At 65.9% G+C, this 19,054-nt stretch carries 18 protein-coding genes; 5 read left to right on the top strand and 13 right to left on the bottom strand.

Annotated elements, in window-relative coordinates:
• Positions 1–15 precede the first annotated feature (15 nt).
• The 11 genes from SL003B_RS19240 to SL003B_RS19190 form a co-directional block, all read right to left on the bottom strand.
• Positions 16–1,551 (bottom strand): ABC transporter substrate-binding protein, encoded by a 1,536-nt coding sequence (locus SL003B_RS19240; RefSeq protein ID WP_013654543.1) that lies wholly within the window; start codon positions 1,549–1,551, stop codon positions 16–18.
• Positions 1,552–1,797: 246 nt separating this feature from the next.
• Positions 1,798–2,559: an SDR family NAD(P)-dependent oxidoreductase gene (locus SL003B_RS19235; RefSeq protein ID WP_013654542.1), complete on the bottom strand. Its 762-nt coding sequence runs from the start codon at positions 2,557–2,559 to the stop codon at positions 1,798–1,800.
• Entirely contained in the window at positions 2,556–4,199 is a 1,644-nt protein-coding gene (aliA, locus tag SL003B_RS19230) for a cyclohexanecarboxylate-CoA ligase (RefSeq protein WP_013654541.1), read from the bottom strand. Before aliA ends, SL003B_RS19235 begins: the two co-directional genes overlap by 4 nt.
• Positions 4,200–4,231: 32 nt before the next feature.
• Positions 4,232–5,392 (bottom strand): acyl-CoA dehydrogenase family protein, encoded by a 1,161-nt coding sequence (locus SL003B_RS19225; RefSeq protein WP_013654540.1) that lies wholly within the window; start codon positions 5,390–5,392, stop codon positions 4,232–4,234.
• Positions 5,393–5,410: 18 nt separating this feature from the next.
• Positions 5,411–6,112, bottom strand: a complete 702-nt coding sequence (locus SL003B_RS19220; RefSeq protein ID WP_013654539.1) for an ABC transporter ATP-binding protein — start codon at positions 6,110–6,112, stop codon at positions 5,411–5,413.
• Positions 6,112–6,867: an ABC transporter ATP-binding protein gene (locus SL003B_RS19215; RefSeq protein ID WP_013654538.1), complete on the bottom strand. Its 756-nt coding sequence runs from the start codon at positions 6,865–6,867 to the stop codon at positions 6,112–6,114. The genes SL003B_RS19220 and SL003B_RS19215 overlap by 1 nt, the downstream gene beginning before the upstream one ends.
• Positions 6,864–7,817, bottom strand: a complete 954-nt coding sequence (locus SL003B_RS22905; protein WP_013654537.1) for a branched-chain amino acid ABC transporter permease — start codon at positions 7,815–7,817, stop codon at positions 6,864–6,866. Before SL003B_RS22905 ends, SL003B_RS19215 begins: the two co-directional genes overlap by 4 nt.
• Entirely contained in the window at positions 7,814–8,686 is an 873-nt protein-coding gene (locus SL003B_RS22900) for a branched-chain amino acid ABC transporter permease (RefSeq protein WP_013654536.1), read from the bottom strand. The genes SL003B_RS22905 and SL003B_RS22900 overlap by 4 nt, the downstream gene beginning before the upstream one ends.
• A gap of 66 nt (positions 8,687–8,752) precedes the next feature.
• Entirely contained in the window at positions 8,753–9,979 is a 1,227-nt protein-coding gene (locus SL003B_RS19200) for an ABC transporter substrate-binding protein (protein WP_013654535.1), read from the bottom strand.
• Between the two features lie 40 nt (positions 9,980–10,019).
• A complete protein-coding gene (gene badI / locus SL003B_RS19195; RefSeq protein WP_013654534.1) occupies positions 10,020–10,802 on the bottom strand; it encodes a 2-ketocyclohexanecarboxyl-CoA hydrolase in 783 nt (260 codons plus the stop codon).
• Positions 10,803–10,806: 4 nt separating this feature from the next.
• Entirely contained in the window at positions 10,807–11,574 is a 768-nt protein-coding gene (locus SL003B_RS19190; RefSeq protein ID WP_013654533.1) for an SDR family NAD(P)-dependent oxidoreductase, read from the bottom strand.
• A gap of 213 nt (positions 11,575–11,787) precedes the next feature.
• Here SL003B_RS19190 and SL003B_RS19185 point away from each other — a divergent pair, with 213 nt between their 5' ends.
• Positions 11,788–12,282 (top strand): MarR family winged helix-turn-helix transcriptional regulator, encoded by a 495-nt coding sequence (locus tag SL003B_RS19185; RefSeq protein ID WP_013654532.1) that lies wholly within the window; start codon positions 11,788–11,790, stop codon positions 12,280–12,282.
• Between the two features lie 26 nt (positions 12,283–12,308).
• On the opposite strand, the gene SL003B_RS19180 is transcribed toward SL003B_RS19185, so the two are convergent.
• Positions 12,309–13,487 carry an acyl-CoA dehydrogenase family protein gene (locus SL003B_RS19180; protein WP_013654531.1) on the bottom strand — a complete coding sequence of 393 codons (1,179 nt, stop codon included), beginning with the start codon at positions 13,485–13,487 and terminating at the stop codon, positions 12,309–12,311.
• A gap of 228 nt (positions 13,488–13,715) precedes the next feature.
• Between SL003B_RS19180 and SL003B_RS19175 the strand changes: the two genes are divergently transcribed.
• Both SL003B_RS19175 and SL003B_RS19170 read left to right on the top strand, forming a co-directional pair.
• A complete protein-coding gene (locus SL003B_RS19175) occupies positions 13,716–14,492 on the top strand; it encodes an enoyl-CoA hydratase-related protein (RefSeq protein WP_013654530.1) in 777 nt (258 codons plus the stop codon).
• An 845-nt stretch (positions 14,493–15,337) separates the two neighbouring features.
• The gene (locus SL003B_RS19170; RefSeq protein WP_013654529.1) at positions 15,338–16,405 is read left to right on the top strand and encodes an integrase core domain-containing protein; all 1,068 of its coding nucleotides are present in this window, start codon (positions 15,338–15,340) and stop codon (positions 16,403–16,405) included.
• Between the two features lie 132 nt (positions 16,406–16,537).
• Here SL003B_RS19170 and SL003B_RS19165 read toward each other — a convergent pair whose 3' ends face one another.
• Positions 16,538–16,960 (bottom strand): c-type cytochrome, encoded by a 423-nt coding sequence (locus SL003B_RS19165; RefSeq protein ID WP_141658980.1) that lies wholly within the window; start codon positions 16,958–16,960, stop codon positions 16,538–16,540.
• A 153-nt stretch (positions 16,961–17,113) separates the two neighbouring features.
• Here SL003B_RS19165 and SL003B_RS19160 point away from each other — a divergent pair, with 153 nt between their 5' ends.
• Both SL003B_RS19160 and SL003B_RS19155 read left to right on the top strand, forming a co-directional pair.
• Complete coding sequence (locus tag SL003B_RS19160) at positions 17,114–17,473, top strand: hypothetical protein (protein ID WP_041375645.1); 360 nt, start codon at positions 17,114–17,116, stop codon at positions 17,471–17,473.
• Positions 17,474–17,546: 73 nt separating this feature from the next.
• Positions 17,547–19,022: a multicopper oxidase family protein gene (locus tag SL003B_RS19155; protein ID WP_013654526.1), complete on the top strand. Its 1,476-nt coding sequence runs from the start codon at positions 17,547–17,549 to the stop codon at positions 19,020–19,022.
• Positions 19,023–19,054 lie beyond the last annotated feature (32 nt).

Below are 19,054 nucleotides of genomic sequence, written 5' to 3'. Positions count from 1 at the left end.
CGGTGGATCAGGCTGTCAGTTGACGCAGGCGTCGTGCAGGTTGATGCGGCTGTCGGCGCTCGGCTTCCAGCCGCTCAAGCGCTTGGACACGCCGTAGACGTCCTGCGGCACCCACAGGTACAGGTACGGCAGGTCGGCGTTGACGATCGCCTCTGCCTGGTTGTAGAGCGCTTCCCGCTTGGCCTGATCCAACTCCACGCCGGCCTCGTCGAGGATCCTGTCGAGCTCCGGATTGGCGTAGCCGGCCGAGTTGCCGCGGTCTGCGGTGCGGTGCGTCGGCACGAAGATGTCGAACGGATCCAGCGAGCCGTTGCCCCACGACGTGAAGAACATGTCGCCGGTCTTCGGTTCGCCCTTGGTCCGCCACTTGGAGGACAGCTGCGAGCCTTCGCCGACCACGACCTTGGTGCGGATGCCGACCTTGGTCAGCAGAGAGCCAACCGCCTCGGCGATGTCCTTGAAGGCACCCTCGGTGTCGAGTTCGACGTCGACGCCATTCGGATAGCCGGCCTCGGCCAGCAGCGCCTTGGCCTTGTCCGGGTCGTAGCCATAGTCCGGCAGGTCCTTGTTGTGGCCGAAGGCGTCGGGGCTGAGGATGCCGCTGATCGGTGCGGCGTTGCCCGCCAGGATCTTGTCGATGATCAGCTTCTTGTCGATGGCATGCATCGCCGCGCGGCGAACACGCACGTCCTCGAAGATCTCGCTCTCGTTGTTGAGGGCGATGAAGAAGCTGCGCGTGCCGTTGACGGTCATGACGTCCGTGGCGGCATTGTTCTTCACCTGGGCGATCGAATGGGCCGGCAGTTCGTTGACGATGTCGACGTCGCCGGCGAGCAGGGCGGCGACACGCGAGGCGTTCTCCGGAATGACCTTGAAGATCACCCGGTCGACGCAGGCCTTGCCGACCGGCGGGATGTCCGTGGCGCCGCCATAATAGTCCTCGAAGCGTTCCATGATGATGGAATCGCCCTTACGCCAGTCGACCAGCTTGAACGGACCGGTGCCGTTGACCTGGGTTGCCATGCCGTCGGTGCCGACCTTCTCGACGAAGGCCTTGGAGACGACCTCCTGGAACGGCAGCATCGCCGGCAGGATCGGCCAGGGCTCGCCGAGATTGATGCGGATGGTGTCGGCGTCGACGATCTCGACGCCCGTGACCGGGCCGAGCAGGCTCTTGCGCGGGCTGGTCTGGCCCTCCATGGCGCCCTCGACGGTGATGCGGTCGAGGGTGAACTTGACGTCCTCGGCGGTCATGTCAGAGCCGTCGTGGAACTTGACGCCCTTGCGCAGCTTGAACTCGTAGACCGTCGGCGAGACCTGGGTCCAGCTTTCGGCGAGTTCCGGCACCACCTTCATGTCGCCATCGCGAGTGAGTATGCCGTCATACATGTTGCGAATGATGGTCTCGGTCTCGCGCTTTCGATGGTTTGCGGGATCGAGCGTGTCGGCATCGAGCGTGAAGCCGACACGGATTTCGGATGCGTGCGCCAGCGACAGCGGCGCGGCGACGGCGAGTGCCGAGGCGAATGCGAGGAGTCGTTTTGTTCCCATGTCTTCCTCCGGAAGGTCCGACGATTTCGGTGCGCCTGTTCTTGGACAAGCATGTTATGAGGGACAGGAACCTTGTCGCAAATCGCATGCCAATGCGCCTCCTGCGCCGCACAATCAAAAAATAGCCTTGATTTCAAGGAGGTCGCCTGGCGTCGCCGGCCAGCGCCGGTCAAAAGGGGCGTCAGAGCGTGCCGTTCACGCGGTGCGCGTGAAGTTCACGCATTGCGGCGGAGACTGGAACAGCTGTCAAAGGTGGGGGCGGATCCCGCCCGAGACCGACAGCATCTCGCCCGTGAGGAAGCGCGCTCCGTCGTTCAGGAAATAGGCGACGGCATCCGCGGTTTCTTCCGGCTCGGCCATGCGCCGGTTCATGGCCAGCCCGACGAGGCGGTCGCGCTCGGCGTCGGGCATGTTGCGGGTCACCGAGGTCCGGGTCAACCCCGGCGCCACGCTGTTGACCGTCACATGGGGCGCGAATTCGGCTGCCAGACTGCGGGTGAGCGACGCGACCGCGGCCTTGGCCGCCGCATAGTCGGCCTGTCCGGCCTCACCGCCGAAGACGATGCTGGTGACGTTGACGATCCTGCCCCAGCGCCGCTCCAGCATGCCCGGCGCGAAGGCGCGGATCAGGTGGAAACCACCCATCAGGTTCAGGTCGAAAGTAGCGCGCCACTGGTCCTCGGTCATGTCGAGGAACGGCGTGTAGAGGCGTGCCGAGCGAAGGCCGCCGACCAGATTGACGAGCAGGTCGATGCGACCGAGGCCCTTGAGCGCCGCCGACGCAAAGGCCGCGGCCTCATCGGCGCGGGTTACGTCTGCACGCCTGGCCGCGACGGGCAGGTCCGGCCGTTCGGTCTCGATCGCCGCCACGGCCTCGGCGAGCCGGCCGGCCGAAATGTCCGTCAGGGCAAGACCGGCGACTCCCTCGGCGACGAGCCTGGCCGTGACGGCGCGGCCCATCGGGCCGCCCGCCCCGCTGACCGCGGCGATGCGCCCGGCAAGCCTCATGAGGTCCCGACCTCCTCGCGCAGCATTTTGCGCAGCGCGAATTTCTGGATCTTGCCGGAAGCCGTGGCGGGTAGCGCGTCGCGGATCTCCAGCCGCTCGGGCCAGTACTGGATGGCCAGATGGTGGGACTTCAGGAAGGCCTGCATGTCCTCGAAGGTCAGCGTCTGGCCGGGCTTGGGCACGACGAAGGCGCAGGCGCGTTCGCCCAGGCGCTCGTCGGGATAACCGACGATCGCGACGCTCTGGACCGCAGGATGCTTGAACAGGATCGCCTCGACCTCGATCACCGGAATGTTCTCGGCACCGCGGATGATGATGTCCTTCGAGCGACCACAGATGCGGATGTAGCCCTCGGCATCGGCTCGGGCGATATCTCCGGTATCGAACCAGCCCTCGGCATCGACGTTGTTGAGATGCGGTCGCTTGAGGTAGCCGCCGAAGTTCGAGCAGCCGCGGACGAACAGTTCCCCCTCCACGCCCGGTCCGGCGGGACGCCCGTTCCTGTCGCGGATCTGGATCTCCATCCCCGGCAGCGGCAGGCCGTCGCTGTCGATAGACCGGCTGTCGGGATCGGACGGTCGCACCACCGTCACGGCGCCGTTCTCGGTCATGCCCCAGGCCGAGATCACCTTGGCCCCGAGCACCCGTTGCGCCCGCTCCACCACAGGCCCCGGGATCGCCGTGCCGGCGCACAGGAAGACGCGCAGGCTCGATGTGTCGGCGCCGCTGTCCTCGACCGCACCCGACAGGTCGATCAGGAACGGGGTCGAAGCCATGGTGAAGCCGACCTTGTCCGTTTCGATCACTTTCGCGGCCTGCAGCCGATCCCAGACGTCCATCACGATGAAGCGCGAGCGCAACATCAGCGGCAGCAGCAGGCCGTACATGAAGCCGGTCTGATGCGCCATCGGCGAGAACATGAGCACGGTGTCCTGCCCGGTCAGCCCGAGCCGGTCGGAGAAGGCGGCAAGATTGGAATACATTGTATTCGCGGTGTGCATTACGCCCTTGGGCTCGCCCGTCGTCCCCGAGGTGTAGATGAGCTGGCAGACGTCGTTGGGGCCAAGCCGGCTGTCCGGGCGGATCGTCGAGCGTTCGGCGTCGAAGGCCGGGTTGCACAGCAGTGTCTCGAAACTGTTGGGGCCCTCGCCGCTGGCGACGACGACGCGCCGCAGGTCGGGAAGATCCGGCCTCATCCGTTCGGCCATGGCCTCGTGGTCGAAGCCGCGGAAGACCTTTGGCACCACGAAGACCTTCGATTCCCCGTGGCGCAGCATGAACAGCAGTTCGTGCTCGCGAAAGATGTGCATGACCGGATTGAACACCGCGCCGATGCGCGAGCACCCGAGATACGTGGCGACGAACTGCCAGCCGTTGGGCAACTGGCAGGTGACCACGTCGTTGCGACCGACGCCGAGCCGGCGCAGCCCGATTGCGGCGCGGTCGGCAAGCAGGTCCAGTTCGGTCCAGGTCAGGTCGTGCCGCTCGCCCGTCGCGACGCTCAGCGCGCTGAGCGCGAGGGCGTCGGGATCGGCGGCCAGGCAGGCGTCGAAATGGTCGTCGGCCGTCTTGTCGCGCCAGTGGCCGGCCTCGGTCATGGCCCTGATGCGCGGTTCGATCAGGATGGCGTCGAATTTCATTGGCTCCTCCCAGCGTCCCGGTGCGCGCCCGCTCAGGCGCCCACCGCCTCCCGACCCGCGCGCTCGCGGGCGATGATGTTCTTCATGATATGCGCCGTGCCGTCGCCGATCTGCAGGCCGAGCACGTCGCGCAGCCGCTGCTGGAAGGGCAGCGTGTCGCTGTAGCCGGCATGGCCATGGATCAGCAGGCAGGCGTGAATCGCCTCGTAGGCCAGCAGCGGCGGCCACCACTTGGTCATCGCCGCCTCTGCCGTGTGCGGCAGCCCCCGGTCCTTCAGCCATAACGCGTTCAGGCTCATCAGGCGGGCAGCCTCGATCCGAGTGTCGAAATCGGCCAGTTGGTGCGTGATCCCCTGAAAGGCGGCCAGCGGTTTGCCGAAGGCCTTGCGCTCGCCGATATAGGCCCAGGTCTCGTCGAGGCTCTGGCGCGCGGCGCCCAGCGCCTGCAACCCGATCAGCGAACGCGAGAAGTCGAAGCCCTGCATCACCTGGGCGAAGCCCTTGCCCTCCTCGCCAAGCAGGTACTCGGTCGGCACGCGGACATTGTCGAACCAGATCGAGCCGTGGCCGATGGAATTCTGCCCCATGTTGGAGAATTTCGACGTGGTGATGCCTGGCAGGTCGAGCGGTACCAGAAGGGCCGAAACGCCGCGGGCGCGGTCCTCGGGCCGGCCGGTGCGGGCGAAGGTGACGACGCCCTTGGCCATCTGGTTGGCCGAGATCGAGGTCTTTTCCCCGTTCAGCACGTAGTAGGCGCCATCGCGCTCCATCTTCAGCCCGAGGGCCGCCGCGTCCGAGCCCCCCTTCGGCTCCGTCAGGGCGATAGCCAGGATCAATTCGCCGGCGGTGAGCTTGACCAGCCAGTCGCGGGCGATCTCCCTCCTGGCGAAGGTCGCCAGGATATGGCCGTTCAGAGACGCCAGCAGCGGCACGTAGCCGAAGGTGAAGTCGGCCTTGCCGATCTCCTCGATGATGGCGCCGGAATAGAGATAGTCGGCGCCCATGCCGCCGAACTCTTCCGACAGTTCCGGCGCGATGAGGCCGAGGCCGCCCATCTCCTTCACCAGCGCCATGTCCATGACGCCCGCCCTTTCGCGGGCGAGGTAGCCGGGCGCGACGCGGTCCCTGGCGAACCTGCGGGCCAGGTCGCGGATCGCGTCCATCTCGTCGGTATCGAAGATCGTCTTTGCCATTGCGCCAGTCTCCGGCCCCTACTGGACCATCAGGTATTTTCTTGCGATGTCGGGATGGTCGTAGAAGGCGTCGACCGTTCCGTCCCAGACCGTCCGCCCGCGATCGACCACGTAGAGCCGGTCGGCACAGCGCCGGATCGTGTTCAGCGCCTGCTCGGAGATCATCATCGATACCCCCTCGCGCTTCAGCGCGACGATGGCGTCCACCACCTCCTCGGCGACCTTCGGGGCCAGGCCCTCGTGCGGCTCGTCGAGGAGCAGCAGCTTCGGCTGGGTCAGGAGCGCGCGCGCGATCGACAGCATCTGCTGCTCGCCGCCGGACATCACGCCGGCCCGGCGGTGGCGGTATTCGGACAGCTGCGGAAACAGCGCGAAGACCCGCTCGAGCGTCCACATCGCGCGCGCCTCCACCGGACCGGGCACGCGCAGGTTCTCAAGCACCGACAGCGAGGCGAAGACGCGCCGATCCTCGGGCACGTAGCCGACGCCGAGACGCACGATCTCGTGCGGCCGCAGCCCGTCGAGGGAGGCGCCGTCGAATTCCACCGTTCCGGCCGTGACGGTGATCTGGTCGCGCACGATCGCCTTCATGGTCGAGGACTTGCCGACGCCGTTGCGGCCGATCAGGCAGACCACCTCGCCAGGTCCGATCTGCAGGTCGATGCCGTGCAGGGCTTCCGACTTGCCGTAGGACGCGTGAAGACCGCAGAGCCTCAGCATCAGGAATGCCCCCCGAGATAGACTGTCTGAACCTCCTCGTTGGCAGCGATCTCCTGCGGACTGCCAACCGCCAGGACCGCTCCGCGCACCATCACCGTCACCCGCTGCGCCGTTCTCAGGACCACGTCAATGTCGTGTTCGACGAAAAGCAGCGTCTTGCCGGTCTCGTCCACCCGCGCCGCCACCAGGTCCATCAGATGATGGCGTTCCTTGATCGACATGCCTGCGGTCGGCTCGTCGAGCAGCAGGAGCTCCGGATCCCCGGCGAGCGCCATGCCGAACTCCAGGCGCTTGCGGTCGCCCAGGCTAAGGTCGGCGACAGGGGTCTCCAGGCGATCCGACAGGCCGATGGTGCCCAGCATCGCCAGCGCGCGGTCTTCGGCCTCCTTCAGCACGGAGCGCGACAGGCTTGCCCAGCGCCCCGAGGTGATGACGAAGGCCGACGCCATGTTCTCGAGGACGGTCATGTGCAGGAACGCACGGGAGATCTGGAACGTCCGCCCGATGCCCCTGCGCGCCAGGTCCGCCGGCATCAGCCGCGCCACTTCCCGGTCCTTAAACAGGATGGAACCCTCGACGCCCGGCAACTGCCCGGCGATGCAGGCGATGAACGTCGACTTGCCCGCGCCGTTTGGGCCGATCAGCGCATGGCGTTCGCCGCGCGGCAGGTCGAAATCGACGCTGTTCAGCGCAACGAAACTGCCGAAGGCCTTGCGCACGCCGCGCGCGCTCAGCAGGAACCCGGCGGCCGTCATTGCCGTCCCCCGCGCGGCTGCCGGAGGCCGAGCCGCTCGGCGAGCGAGGTCAGTCCGTGCGGCAGCAGGATGACGATCGCCAGCAGGATGAGCCCGAGCGCGAGCCCCCAGTGGTTGGTCACCAGGGGCGCCCAGTGACGCAACTGGCTGAACACGATCGCGCCCACGACACCGCCCCAGAAGCTGCGCAGGCCGCCGATCACCACCATGATGAGCGCATCCAGGGTGAAGCCGAGCCCGGCGTAGTCGGGAAAGGCGGCGCCCTGAAACACGGCGTAGAGCGTGCCGGCGACGCCGGCGAAAAAGGCCGATATGGCGAAGACCGTGAGTTGCACCCGACGTGGCGCCAGGCCGAGCGCCTCCGCCCGCCAGCGGTCCTGGCCGACCGAGCGGATCGACAGGCCGAGCGGCGAGTTTATGATTCGCGCCAGGATCGCGAGGCCGACCACCAGCACGGCCAGCACGAGGCTGGTGAAATTCGCCTCCGACAAGCCGAAGCGGGCCGGCATGAAGCCGGTGATCCCCGTGTCGCCGCCGGTGAAGCCGTACCACTGGAACAGCACCGTGTAGGTGATCTGCGCGCAGGCGAGCGTCAGCATGGCGAAGTAGATCTCGGTGAGCCGTACGCACAGCGCGCCGAAGACGATCCCGCCCAGGGTGGCGACGAGCGGGCCGAGAACGAGCGCAGCCTCTACGGGAACGCCCGCCCGGGTTACCGCCAGCGTGAAGCCGTAGGCGCCGAGGCCGAAATAGGCCGCATGACCGAAGCTCACCATGTGGCCGTAAGTCATCAGCAGATTGAGGCTGGAGGCGAACAGCGCGAGGATCAGCATTTCGGACAGGGCGAGGGACAGACCCGCGCCACCGAACCGGTTCGCGGCTTCGGCACCGATCAGGGCCAGAACGAGCAGGGTCCAGCGTGCGGGCGTCATGCGAACGGCTGCGGTCATCGTGCGGGGCCTCCTTGCCGACCGAGCGATCGGGCGACCAGCACGACCGCCATGATCAGGAAGATCAGCACCATCGACAGGCGCGGGAAATAAAGCACTCCGACGGCCTTGGTGATCCCCACCAGCATGGCTCCGGCCAGCGCCCCGTAGAGGTTGCCGAGACCGCCGATCACGCAGACGATGAAGGCGGATACTATAACGGTGGTGTCGAGCAGGTAGTTGACGTCGCCCCAGGGCGCGGCCATGCCGCCCGCGATGCCCGCAAGGAAGGACCCGGCTGCGAAGACGGCGGTGAAGATCATCCGCTCGTTGATGCCGAGCAGTGCGGCCATGCCCCGGTCGTCGGTGGCGGCGCGCAGCAGGATGCCTGTGCGGGTGAAGCGGATGACGCCGATCATCGCCGCGACCACGGCGAGGCCGGCGGCGAAGATCACGAAGGGAAAGACGGGAAAGTAGGTGTCGCCGATGACGAGCGCCCCCATCAGGGCATCCGGCATCGGCACCGACAGGCTGTTCGCCCCCCAGATCCAGCGCACCACGTCGCGGATGACGAATACCAGCGCGATCGTGATGATCAGCTGCATCAGGCTGTCGGCGCCATAGACACGTCGCAGCGCCAGGACCTCGAAGGCGGTCCCGATCGCCGCCACGCCGATCCCGGCCAGGATCACGGCGGCGAAGAAGCCGGCTACCGTTCCCGGCGCGATCACCGGCACCAGCGCGTAGGTTAGGAACGCGCCCAGCATGTAGAGCGAGCCGTGAGCGAAGTTCACGATGCGCGAGACGCCGAAGATGAGCGTCAGGCCGGAGGCGATGAGGAAGAGCATCATGCCCTCCATCAGGCCGTTGACGAGCTGAACCCAGATCATGGATGCGTGCCGGCCAGCCCCCGGGGAGACCCGCTCCCCGGAGGCATGCCGCTCCCTTACATGGCCCTACTTCGCGGCGTCGCGCATGGCCTGGATGGTCTCTTCGCTGAACATCAGCGCGGCGCCGTCGAACTTCTCGACGTTCTTCATCGTCGGGAACGGGTAGGCCGGATCGAAATTGACCTCGCCGACATAGGCGGGCGCATTCATCTGCCCGTCGAAGGGGCGCATGGTCAGACCCTTGGCCTTCAGCCCGTCGAAGCTCGAGCCGGCGAACGCGGCCATCACCGGATCGGCCTCGGCGCTGCCCGCCGCTTTGGCGGCCTGGGCATAGAACATCATCGCGTCGTAGCCGTTGATGGCCCAGTCGGTCGGGTACTCGTTGTAGGCGGCGCGGTAGTCCTCGATGAAGGCCGACAGCTCCGCTCCCTGATCAAGCGCGAAGAAGGGCGCGCGGCCGATGCCGTATACCTTCTCCTTGGGCATGGCGTCGCCCATCGACTGGAGCGTGTCGACGGTCAGCAGCGTGACCAGGTTGGACTTCTGGAACATGCCGAAGCTCTGGCCCTGCTTGATCAGGCTGACCAGGCCGCCGCCGAAGACGGCCGCGAAGATCGCGTCGGGCTGGTTGGCGAGCGCCGCCGTGATGTAGGGGCCCATGTTGGCCTCGCCGACCTTGGTGAACACCGGAGCGGCGATCTCGATGTCGGGGCGAAGCTCCTTGAGCCGCGACGTGAAGGCGTCGACCGAGGTATGGCCCCATTCGTAGTCGAAGCCCATCGGCGTGATGCGCTTCCAGTCCGTCTTCTTCGCCACATATTCGGCGGCGGCAAAGGCCTCCATGGTGGCGTTGGCCTGGGTCTGGACGAAGTAGGGGTTGAACGCCTCGATGTTGGCCTTCTGCGTCGAGCCGATCATCGCGACATGCGGGATCTTGAATTCTGCCGCTACGGCATTGACCGCCAACAGCACCGCCGAGGAGCACACCCCGGTCAGCATCTCGATGCCTTCGGCGGCCGCCAGTTCGCGCGCCTGTTTGCCGCCTTCCTCCGGCTTGGTCTGGCTGTCGCGCACGACCAGTTCGACCGGACGGCCGAGGATTCCGCCGGCGGCGTTCAGGTCCTTGACGGCAAGCTTGGCGCCGTTCAGGCCGTCCTCCGAGATCGGCGCACAGGCGCCGGTCAGACCGGTCACGTAGCCGACCTTGAGGGCCTTGCCCTCGGCGTGAGCGGACCCGGCAAGGGCCGCCGCGATCGCCAGCGCGGATGCGCCGATCAGGTTTCTTGCAAGCATGTTTTCCTCCCAGATGATGCTTGTTGACGATGTGCGCAGTTCAGCGCGTGAATTTGCGGAAATTCGGCTTGCGCTTCTCCTTGAACGCAATGCCGCCTTCCCTGGATTCGTCGGTGTCGTAGTAGAGACTGAGGGCATACATGCCCAAACCGGCGATCCCGCGCTGATGCTCGGTGTCCGCGTTGAAGCTGCGCTTGGCGATGGCGATCGCTGTCGGCGACTTCTCCATGATCTCGGCGCACCAGGCCTCGACCTCGGCGTCGAGCCGGTCGTCGGGTACGACCGCGTTGACGAGGCCCATGGCGAGGGCCTCCTGCGCCTTGTAGCGGCGGCACAGGTACCAGATCTCGCGCGCCTTCTTCTCCCCCACCACGCGGGCGAGGAAGGCGGTCCCGTAGCCCGGATCGACCGAACCGACCTTCGGGCCGACTTGGCCGAACTGGGCGCTCTCCCCCGCGATGGTGAAGTCGCAGATGGTGCACAGCACGTTGCCGCCGCCGACGGCGAAGCCGCGCACCTTGGCGATCACCGGTTTCGGCACGTCGCGGATGATGGAATGCAGATCTTCCATCGGCAGGCCGATGGTGCCGCGGCCGTCGTACTGTCCCTCGTGCGCCGACTGGTCCCCGCCGGTGCAGAAGGCCTTGTCGCCGGCGCCGGTCAGGACGATCACGCCGATCCTCTTGTCCCAGCCGGCCCTGTTGAAGGCGTGGATCAGTTCCTCACAGGTCCGGCCGCGAAAGGCGTTGTACTTGTCGGGACGGTTGATGGTGATGGTCGCCACCCCATCCTTCACGTCGTAGAGGATGTCTTCGTAGGTCATCGTCTTACCCGTGCATGGTCAGGCCGCCGGAGACCGAGATCACCTGGCCGGTGATGAAGGCGGCGTCATCGGAGGCGAAGAACAGGATGGCGCCCGGCAGATCCTCGGGCTTGCCCATGCGGCCCATGGGGACCGCTTTGGTGAAGGCCTCGCGCAGCCTCTCCTTGTTGCCCGAGGCGTCCATGAAGCTTTCCAGCATGTCGGTCTCGGTGACGCCGGGGCAGACCACGTTGAAGGTGATACCCTGTCGCGCATGCTCGCGCGCCAGCGTCTTGGAAAAGGCGATCACGCCCGCCTTGCAGGCCGCATAGACGGACTCGCCCGACGAACCGACGCGGCCGGCGTCCGACGCGATCGAAACGATCCGGCCGCAGCGGCGCTCTGCCATTCGCGCCAGCACCGGATGAGTGATGTTCAGGACGGCGCGCAGATTGATGTCGATCAGCTTCGTCCAGAAGTCCGGCTGCGACTTCAGGAACGGCACGAACAGGTCCCAGCCGACATTGTTGACCAGCACGTCGACGGCGCCGAACTCGGCCTCGACCCGCGCCACCGCAGCGGACGTGGCCTCGAAGTCGGTCAGGTCCACCGGCAGGGCCAGCGCCTCGCCACCCGCCGCCGCGATCCGCTCGACGACGGCCGCAGCCGCGTCTTCGGCAATATCGCAGACGACGACCCGCGCACCCTCCTCGGCAAAACGGCAGCAGGTCGCGGACCCGATTCCGCCACCTCCCCCCGTTACGACAATTACTTTACCTTTAAGTCCGTTCACGCACAGCTCCCGATCCGTCCGGTCAGCCGTTCCCGGCCCCGGAATCGAAATATTCTTTCTTCCAGGATACGATGATGCCCCGATTGTTTCGCGAAGCGTCTTAACTCTTCGTACAGCGGGTTTCAATATATGTCAATCTATTTACTTATATGCCTCGAGTCGCCCGTCGGATCCGGCCTTGACGCAGGCATTCGAACGGCAGAGATTGCAGGTATGAAGAAACCAGTTGTCACGAACGACGCCCTGGCCCACGGACTGAGCAACCGGCTTGCGTTCCGGCTCTACCAATGCGCCAACCTGCTCAACAAGACCGGCACCAGGGCGCTGGAGCGGCACGACGTGACGACGCAGCAATGGGCGATCCTGGGCGCGCTGGTGCGCGACCGCTGGGTGAACGGCATCGCCGTACGCGATCTGGCGGCTCTGCTCATGGTCAGCCGGCAGAACCTGACCGGCGTGCTGTCGCGACTCGAGTCCCGCGGACTGGTCGAGCGGGTGGTGGACGAGAACGACAACCGGTCGCGCCTGATCCGACTCACCAAGGCCGGCTGGCAGCGCTGGGCGGACATGCAGGAGGACATCGCCGGCTTCTATGCCGACGCCATGCGCGACCTGTCGACCAACGATATGATCCACGCCCTGCACTATCTGGACCGGCTGCGACAAAACCTGCGCGCCGTGGACGAGGCGCAGGGCGGCGAGGACTGAGCCCGCCGTACCGGGTCAGGCCCGCGTCAAGGTCGGTCTCGCTGGCCCGTCTTCGCCCGCGCCTCGGCGATCAGCGCCTTGGCGATGATGGTCTGCTGGATCTGCGTCGTGCCCTCGTAGATGCGGAACAGCCGGGCGTCCCGGAACAGCTGCTCGGCGCGATAGTCCCTGATGTAGCCCGCTCCGCCGTGCACCTGAACATTGCGGTCGGCGACCCGCCCGACCATCTCCGATGCGAACATCTTCGCACAGGCCGCCGCCATCGAGACGTCCTCGCCGGCATCGCGCCGGCGCGCGGCGTCGAGCACCAGGGCGCGCGCCGCAAGGGCGTCGGCCTTGCTGTCGGCAAACATCGCCTGCAGCAGCTGGAACTCGGCGATGGGCCTGCCGAACTGCGTGCGGCCGACCGCATAGGCCAGCATGTCGTCGATGATCCGCTCCGCCAGCCCGGTGCAGGCGGCCGCGATATGCAGCCGTCCCTTGTCCAGCACCTTCATCGCGGTCTTGAAGCCCTGCCCTTCGACGCCGCCGATCAGGGCATCAGCAGGGATCCGGCAATTGTCGAAGATGACGTCGCAGACATGGGCGCCCTGCTGACCCATCTTGCGCTCCGGCTTGCCGAGCCCGAGGCCCGGCACGCCCGCCTCGACAGCGAAGGCGGAGACGCCGCCTGCCCCCTTGATGTCGGGATTCGTGCGCGCCATCACCGTGAACAGGCCCGCATGCGGCGCATTGGTGATGAAGCGTTTGGTGCCGTTCAGCACGTAACTGTCGCCGTCCCGGCGCGCCGTGGTGCGCACGCTGCCGGCATCGGAGCCGACTTCGGGCTCGGTCAGCGCGAAGGAGCCGATCAGTTCGCCGCTGGCCAGGCGCGGCAGGTACCTCGCCTTCTGCTCGGACGTTCCGTCGATCGCGACCCCCTGGCTGCCGATGCCGACGTTGGTCGCGAACATGGAGCGGAAGGCGGGCGCGGCACGCCCGAGCTCGAAGACGACCAGCGCCTCCTCTTCCATCGACAGACCGAGTCCGCCGTAGTCCTCCGCGATCGACAGGCCGAACAGTCCCATCTCGCGCATGGCCGCGACGATGTCGGCCGGCATCGCGTCGGTCTCGGCCACTTCGGCCTCGCGGGGGATCAGGCGCTCGTCGACGAACCGGCGAATGGTCGCCACGAGTTGGGTCCGTGTTTCGGGATCGAGCGGCATTGGGTCTCCTCCTATTTTATATAAATATATTTACTTTATAATCTAATGGCAATCCGCGAACGAGCGAAACAACGACAAAAAATAGCTTATAATCAGTCCTAAAATCGCACAGCCGATCTCTAGCTTGATATCTTAAAGTAAATATATTGATATAAGTCGGGGCGAGGCCAGCGCGCAGACGGGCTCGCCCGGCCAGGTCGCCAAGCCTTCCAGAGGACAGAACACGCCATGAGCAGCCCCACCATTGTAACCCGCATCGAGGACGGCGTAGGCATCATCACCCTCAATCGGCCCGAGGCGCTGAACGCCCTCAACGAACGGCTTACCCGAGAGATCGCCGAAACGGTCGATGCCTGGGAAGAGGACGACGCCGTGGGGGCGATCGTCGTCACCGGCTCTGAACGGGCCTTCGCGGCCGGAGCAGACATCAAGGAGATCCGGGACAAGTCCTTCATGGACGTGTTCCAGGAGCAGTTCATCACCCGCCACTGGGAGCGCATCGCCAGTGCGCGCAAGCCGACGATCGCCGCGGTCTCGGGCCATGCCGTCGGCGGCGGTTGCGAACTGGCCATGATGTGCGACATCATCGTCGCCGCCGAATGCGCCCGCTTCTCGTTGCCCGAAACGGGCATCGGCATCATCCCCGGCGCCGGCGGGACCCAGCGGCTGACCCGCGCCGTCGGCAAGGCGCTTGCCATGGACATGATCCTGACCGGCCGCGTGCTCACCGCCGAGGAGGCGTGCGCGGCGGGGCTGGTGGCCAGGGTGGTGGCGGACGGCTCGCAGGTCGACGAGGCGGTGCGGATGGCAGCCCGGATCGCCCGGTCGTCCCGGCCGATCATCATGCTCGCCAAGGAGGCCGTCAACAAGGCCTTCGAGACGCACCTCGCAGAGGGCGTCCACCTGGAGCGCCGCCTGCTCTACGCCACCTTCGCCACCGAGGATCGAAAGGAAGGAATGGCGGCCTTCGAGGCCAAGCGCAAGCCCGTGTTCCGGAACCGCTGACGGCCCTGGAGCGCCTGATTGCGGCCATCCCGCTGGCGCACCCTTCCGGCGCCTCCGATGCCGATCGGGTAGCCGGTCACGGAGAGTCCCGCGCCGGCCAGTCGAGGGTCGCACGCCGTCCGACCGTCAGGGCGCTCACCGATGTGGCGATGGCCTGGCGGTCGATCCGGAAGTGCGGTAGTGAGGCCTGTTTTCTCTACAGCCCGACGCCGTGCTTCCCGATGAGGGCATGCGCCGAGGCTGATCCGGATCGACGCCGCACGGCGTTCCGGATCCAAATGTTTCGGCCATCGAACCTGAAAAGATAAATAGTTTAGGACCGGATCAGATTGGGCCGGGCGAGGGAAGTTTCAGCTTTCGGGGATTCGGTGTTCCGGAAGGGGGAGGAGACGACTTATCTCGGCGTTTCCGGCGGACAGCGTCCAGTGAGACGACGGACAACACCTTGCGCGATGCCAACCTTGTTTCAGGTTGACTGTCTTTTGGGAAATCGCGGAATTCTGCGGCTCGCCGAAATGGCGCAGAGTCGGAAAATAAATGGCGGAGGGGATGGGTCTGACGTCGAACCTTCTCTGCCATATAAGCCATTGTTTTATATGACGCTGGTGATGGTTTGAATGGTCATCTGGTTCAGGCGCGACTGGCAGCGAAACGGATGATCGGGGCTATTATGGCTTCATGGAGAGATCGACTGACCTGCCCGCTGCGGCGCGCCGTGGATTCACGACGGCCATCACCCGTCCCGCGCGTTTTTGGCCTTCCTGAGAGGGGTGCCAAAATGTAGGCACGTCTCATCGCATTGACATGACGGCAATTTTTTAAGCGCCGTGGTGGAGCCCGGCAAGATGAATTCGACGTTTTCCCTCCTTCTGGTCTTCCTGGCCCGGTTCTTCATGCCGCGGCACAACGCGCAGATGCGGCTGCTCAAGGCCCAGATCCATATTCTCCGGGCCCGCATCCCGGCGCAAAGGATCATCCTGTCGCCCGCCGAGAAATCCGAGCTGCTGCGCATCGGGGCGGAGTGCGGACACGATATCGACGGGCTTATGGAGGTGGCCAGGCCCGCGACCTACAAGCGCTGGCTTGCCCAGATGCGTGATGGGCGCGCCTTCAAGGCCGTGGGCAGGCCGCGCCTGACGCAGGAGCTGCGCGACGTCGTCATTCGCATCGGCTCGGAAAATCTCCTCTGGGGCTACAAGCGGATCGCCGGGGAGCTGAAAAAGCTCGGGCTCTATGCCGGCGCCAACTCGGTCAAGCGCATCCTCGATGAGGCGGGCATCCACCCCAGCCCCGAGAAGCGGAAGAAGAAGCCGGCCCTGCCGTGGACCACCTTCGTCAGGGCGCATATGGAAAGCATGGTGGCCTGCGACTTCTTCACCAAGACTGTGCTTACCGCCCGCGGGCCGCTGACGGCCTATGTGCTGATCTTCATCCATCTCGGCAGCCGCCGCGTGTTCTGCAGCACCCCGACCTACGCCCCCGACTCGGTATGGGTAACCCAGCAGGCCCGCAATACGCTGATGTGGTGCGCGGACCAAGAGATCACGCCGGATTTCCTGATCCGCGACGCCGACACCAAGTTCAGCGCCAGCTTCGATGCCGTCTGGGCGTCGGAAGCTGCCCGGGTCATCCAGATCCCGCACCGGGCGCCGAACGCCAATGCCTTCGCGGAATCCTTCATCGGCACCATCAAGCGCGAATGCCTGGATTTCTTCGTCTGCTTCAGCCGGTCGCAGCTCGACTATATCCTGCGCACCTGGGTGCGCCATTACAATGTCGAGCGCCCGCATCGCGGGCGCGAGATCGGCAACAACGTGCTTCAGGTCGATTTCCGCCCCGCCCGTGACGGCCCGATCTGCTGCCGGCGCCAGCTCGGCGGCATCGTTACCTCCTACACGCGCGATGCGGCGTGATCCGTGGTTCGAGAGCGAGCCGCAGAAAGCTTGACGGCTTTGACGCCGAGGGCATCCGCCAGAGCGACTCCATTTGGAACCATCAGTGCGTCAGCCCGCTGACCATATTGCCGGGCCGTTGCTCCCGGACCTTCAGTCCCGGCGTGAAACTTCACTCTGATATCGACGCTCACGTTCGGGCCAGGTGCTCCTGATGAAGGCAAGAACCGCCCGGATTTCCGCATCGCTCAGCACACGGGCAAACCCGGGCATGTCGCTTTCATAGCCGCCCCCGACGACAGCGGCGGTGCCTTCCTTCACGATGCGGAACAGAAGTTCGTCGGGGTGATGCCAGGTGTGGCCGCTGGCATCGTGTGGTGGTGCAGGCAGGCGGCCGGAGGGCAGCGGGGATTGCCAGTCCGGCTGTCCTTCCAGCGATGCCCCGTGGCACGATGCACAGTGATCGGCATAGAGTCCGCGCCCGGCCTCGATCGTCCTGGTGGAGTCAGCGCTTGTCGCGTGCTTCTTGCCGAATTGCCAGATGAACAGGAGCGCAAGGGAGAGCGATACTGCCATCACAAATACCAGATGTGTTCTGGAAATCCCGCGCAATCGCTCCTCCGAATCTTCCGTCATGGATCACGATCATCACGATTTCGTTCATGTGGGCGCAAGCCTGCGGCATTGGCGGCAATGGACAATTGCGACCGGTCTTCCTATCTTCGTCGCATGTTTGGTCGCATCGTCGCCCTTCTCGTCGTCCTGTCCTTCGCCGTCGTCACGGCGATGACGGCGGCGCATGCGGCGCGCACGATGCTGGATGGCACGATGGCGGCCGCCCATGACAGCCACATGATGGTGAAGCCAGATACCGGCAGCGCCGATTGCGGAACGGGATCGGATTGCGGCACCAGCGATGCCGCCGCCTGTGCCATGGCCTGTGCCGGTGTACCCGGCGTCATCGCGTCTGTTCCGGACGCGGCAATCGAGGATCGCCCGCGCGCCGCCCATACCCTGCCGGTTGACATGGATGCTCCCGGGCAGGGTCCGGGCCTGAACGAACGACCTCCCAAGATCCGTCTCCTTTGATCTCGCCCCGGGCCCTCGCCCGCGGCGGCCCATCGGACCTGACATGCGGGACGGCAGTCCCGAGGAGACGAACATGAACAATCTTACCCGTCGCGGCTTTCTGGCCGCAGGTGCTGCCGTGCTGGCAGCCGCCCATCTTCCCCGTGCCGCCTATGCCGAGGCGGCCCCACTCGCCTTGACCGCAACCCGCAGGACGCTCGACATCGGCGGGCGGGCGGCCACGGTCTTCGGCCTTGCCGGCCCCGGCGGTCAGGGGCTGACCCTCGATCCCGGCCAGCGGTTCCGGGTCGATCTGAAGAATGATCTCGACGTCCCGACCATAATCCATTGGCACGGGCAGATCCCGCCCAATGCCCAGGATGGCGTGCCCGACATGCCGCTGCCGCTCATCGCGCCGGGTGAGACGCGGTCCTTCGATTTCGCCCCGCTGCCCGGCACCTTCTGGATGCACAGTCATGTTCCGCTGCAGGAAATGCAACTGCTGGCCGCTCCACTGATCGTGCGCGCTCCCGAGGATCTGACCGCCGACCGGCAGGAGGTCGTGCTGTTCCTGCACGATTTCTCGTTCAAGACCCCCGAGGAGGTGCTGGTGGAGATCGGCGCCGGCGGTGGCGGCAGCCACGGGGGGCACGGCGACGGGATGCAGGCCATGGGGTCCGGCATGATGGGCATGGGCGCGATGCAGCGGATGGACCACGGCTCCATGGGCGGCATGGCGATAGGCGGCATGGCCATGGACCTGAACGATTACGACTGGGACGCCTATCTCGCCAATGACCGCACGCTTGCCGACCCGGAGGTGGTGGCGGTGGAGCGCGGCGGGAGGGTACGGCTGCGCGTCATCAACGCCGCCGCCGCGACGGTGTTCTGGATCGACACCGGCGCCGCCCGGGCGCGGCTGATCGCCGTGGACGGGCATCCGGTGCAGCCCGTCGCGGGCAATCGCTTCGGTCTTGCCATGGGGCAGCGCCTGGACCTCGACATCGACTTGCCAGCCGAAGGCGGCGCCTGGCCGATTCTGGCGCTGAGGGAAGGCGCACGCGAACGCACCGGCCTGATCCTCGCTACGCCGGGGGCCGCAGTTCGGCGCGTCGAGAGCCTCGCCGACACCGATACCCCCGCCTTTGACACCGATCTGGCACAGGAGTCGCGGCTGATGGCTGCCGATCCGCTGACCGAGCGTCCGGTCGATCGCAGCCAGATACTGATGCTGGATGGCCAGATGCAGCCCTATGTCTGGACGATCAACGGCGCCACCTGGGGTGAGCACAGGCGGGTCACTGCGAAGTCGGGCGAGCGGGTGGTGCTGTCCTTCCACAACATGTCGATGATGGGGCACCCGATGCACCTGCACGGCCATGTGTTCCAGGTCGTCGGCCTGAACGGACGGCGCGTCGCGGGTGCCCGGCGCGACACCGTTTATGTGCCGCCGATGTCGATGGTCGATATCGCGCTCGACGCAGGCGAGGCGGCACGCTGGATGCTGCACTGCCACCACATGCCGCATCTGGCCAGCGGCATGATGACCGAGTTCGCGGTCAGCACATGACCGCGCAAGGCCGAGGGCGCCGCATGTCAGCG

This window comes from Polymorphum gilvum SL003B-26A1, assembly GCF_000192745.1.
Taxonomy (GTDB): Bacteria; Pseudomonadota; Alphaproteobacteria; order Rhizobiales; family Stappiaceae; genus Polymorphum; species Polymorphum gilvum.
This window is presented reverse-complemented; position numbering and strand designations above follow the sequence as displayed.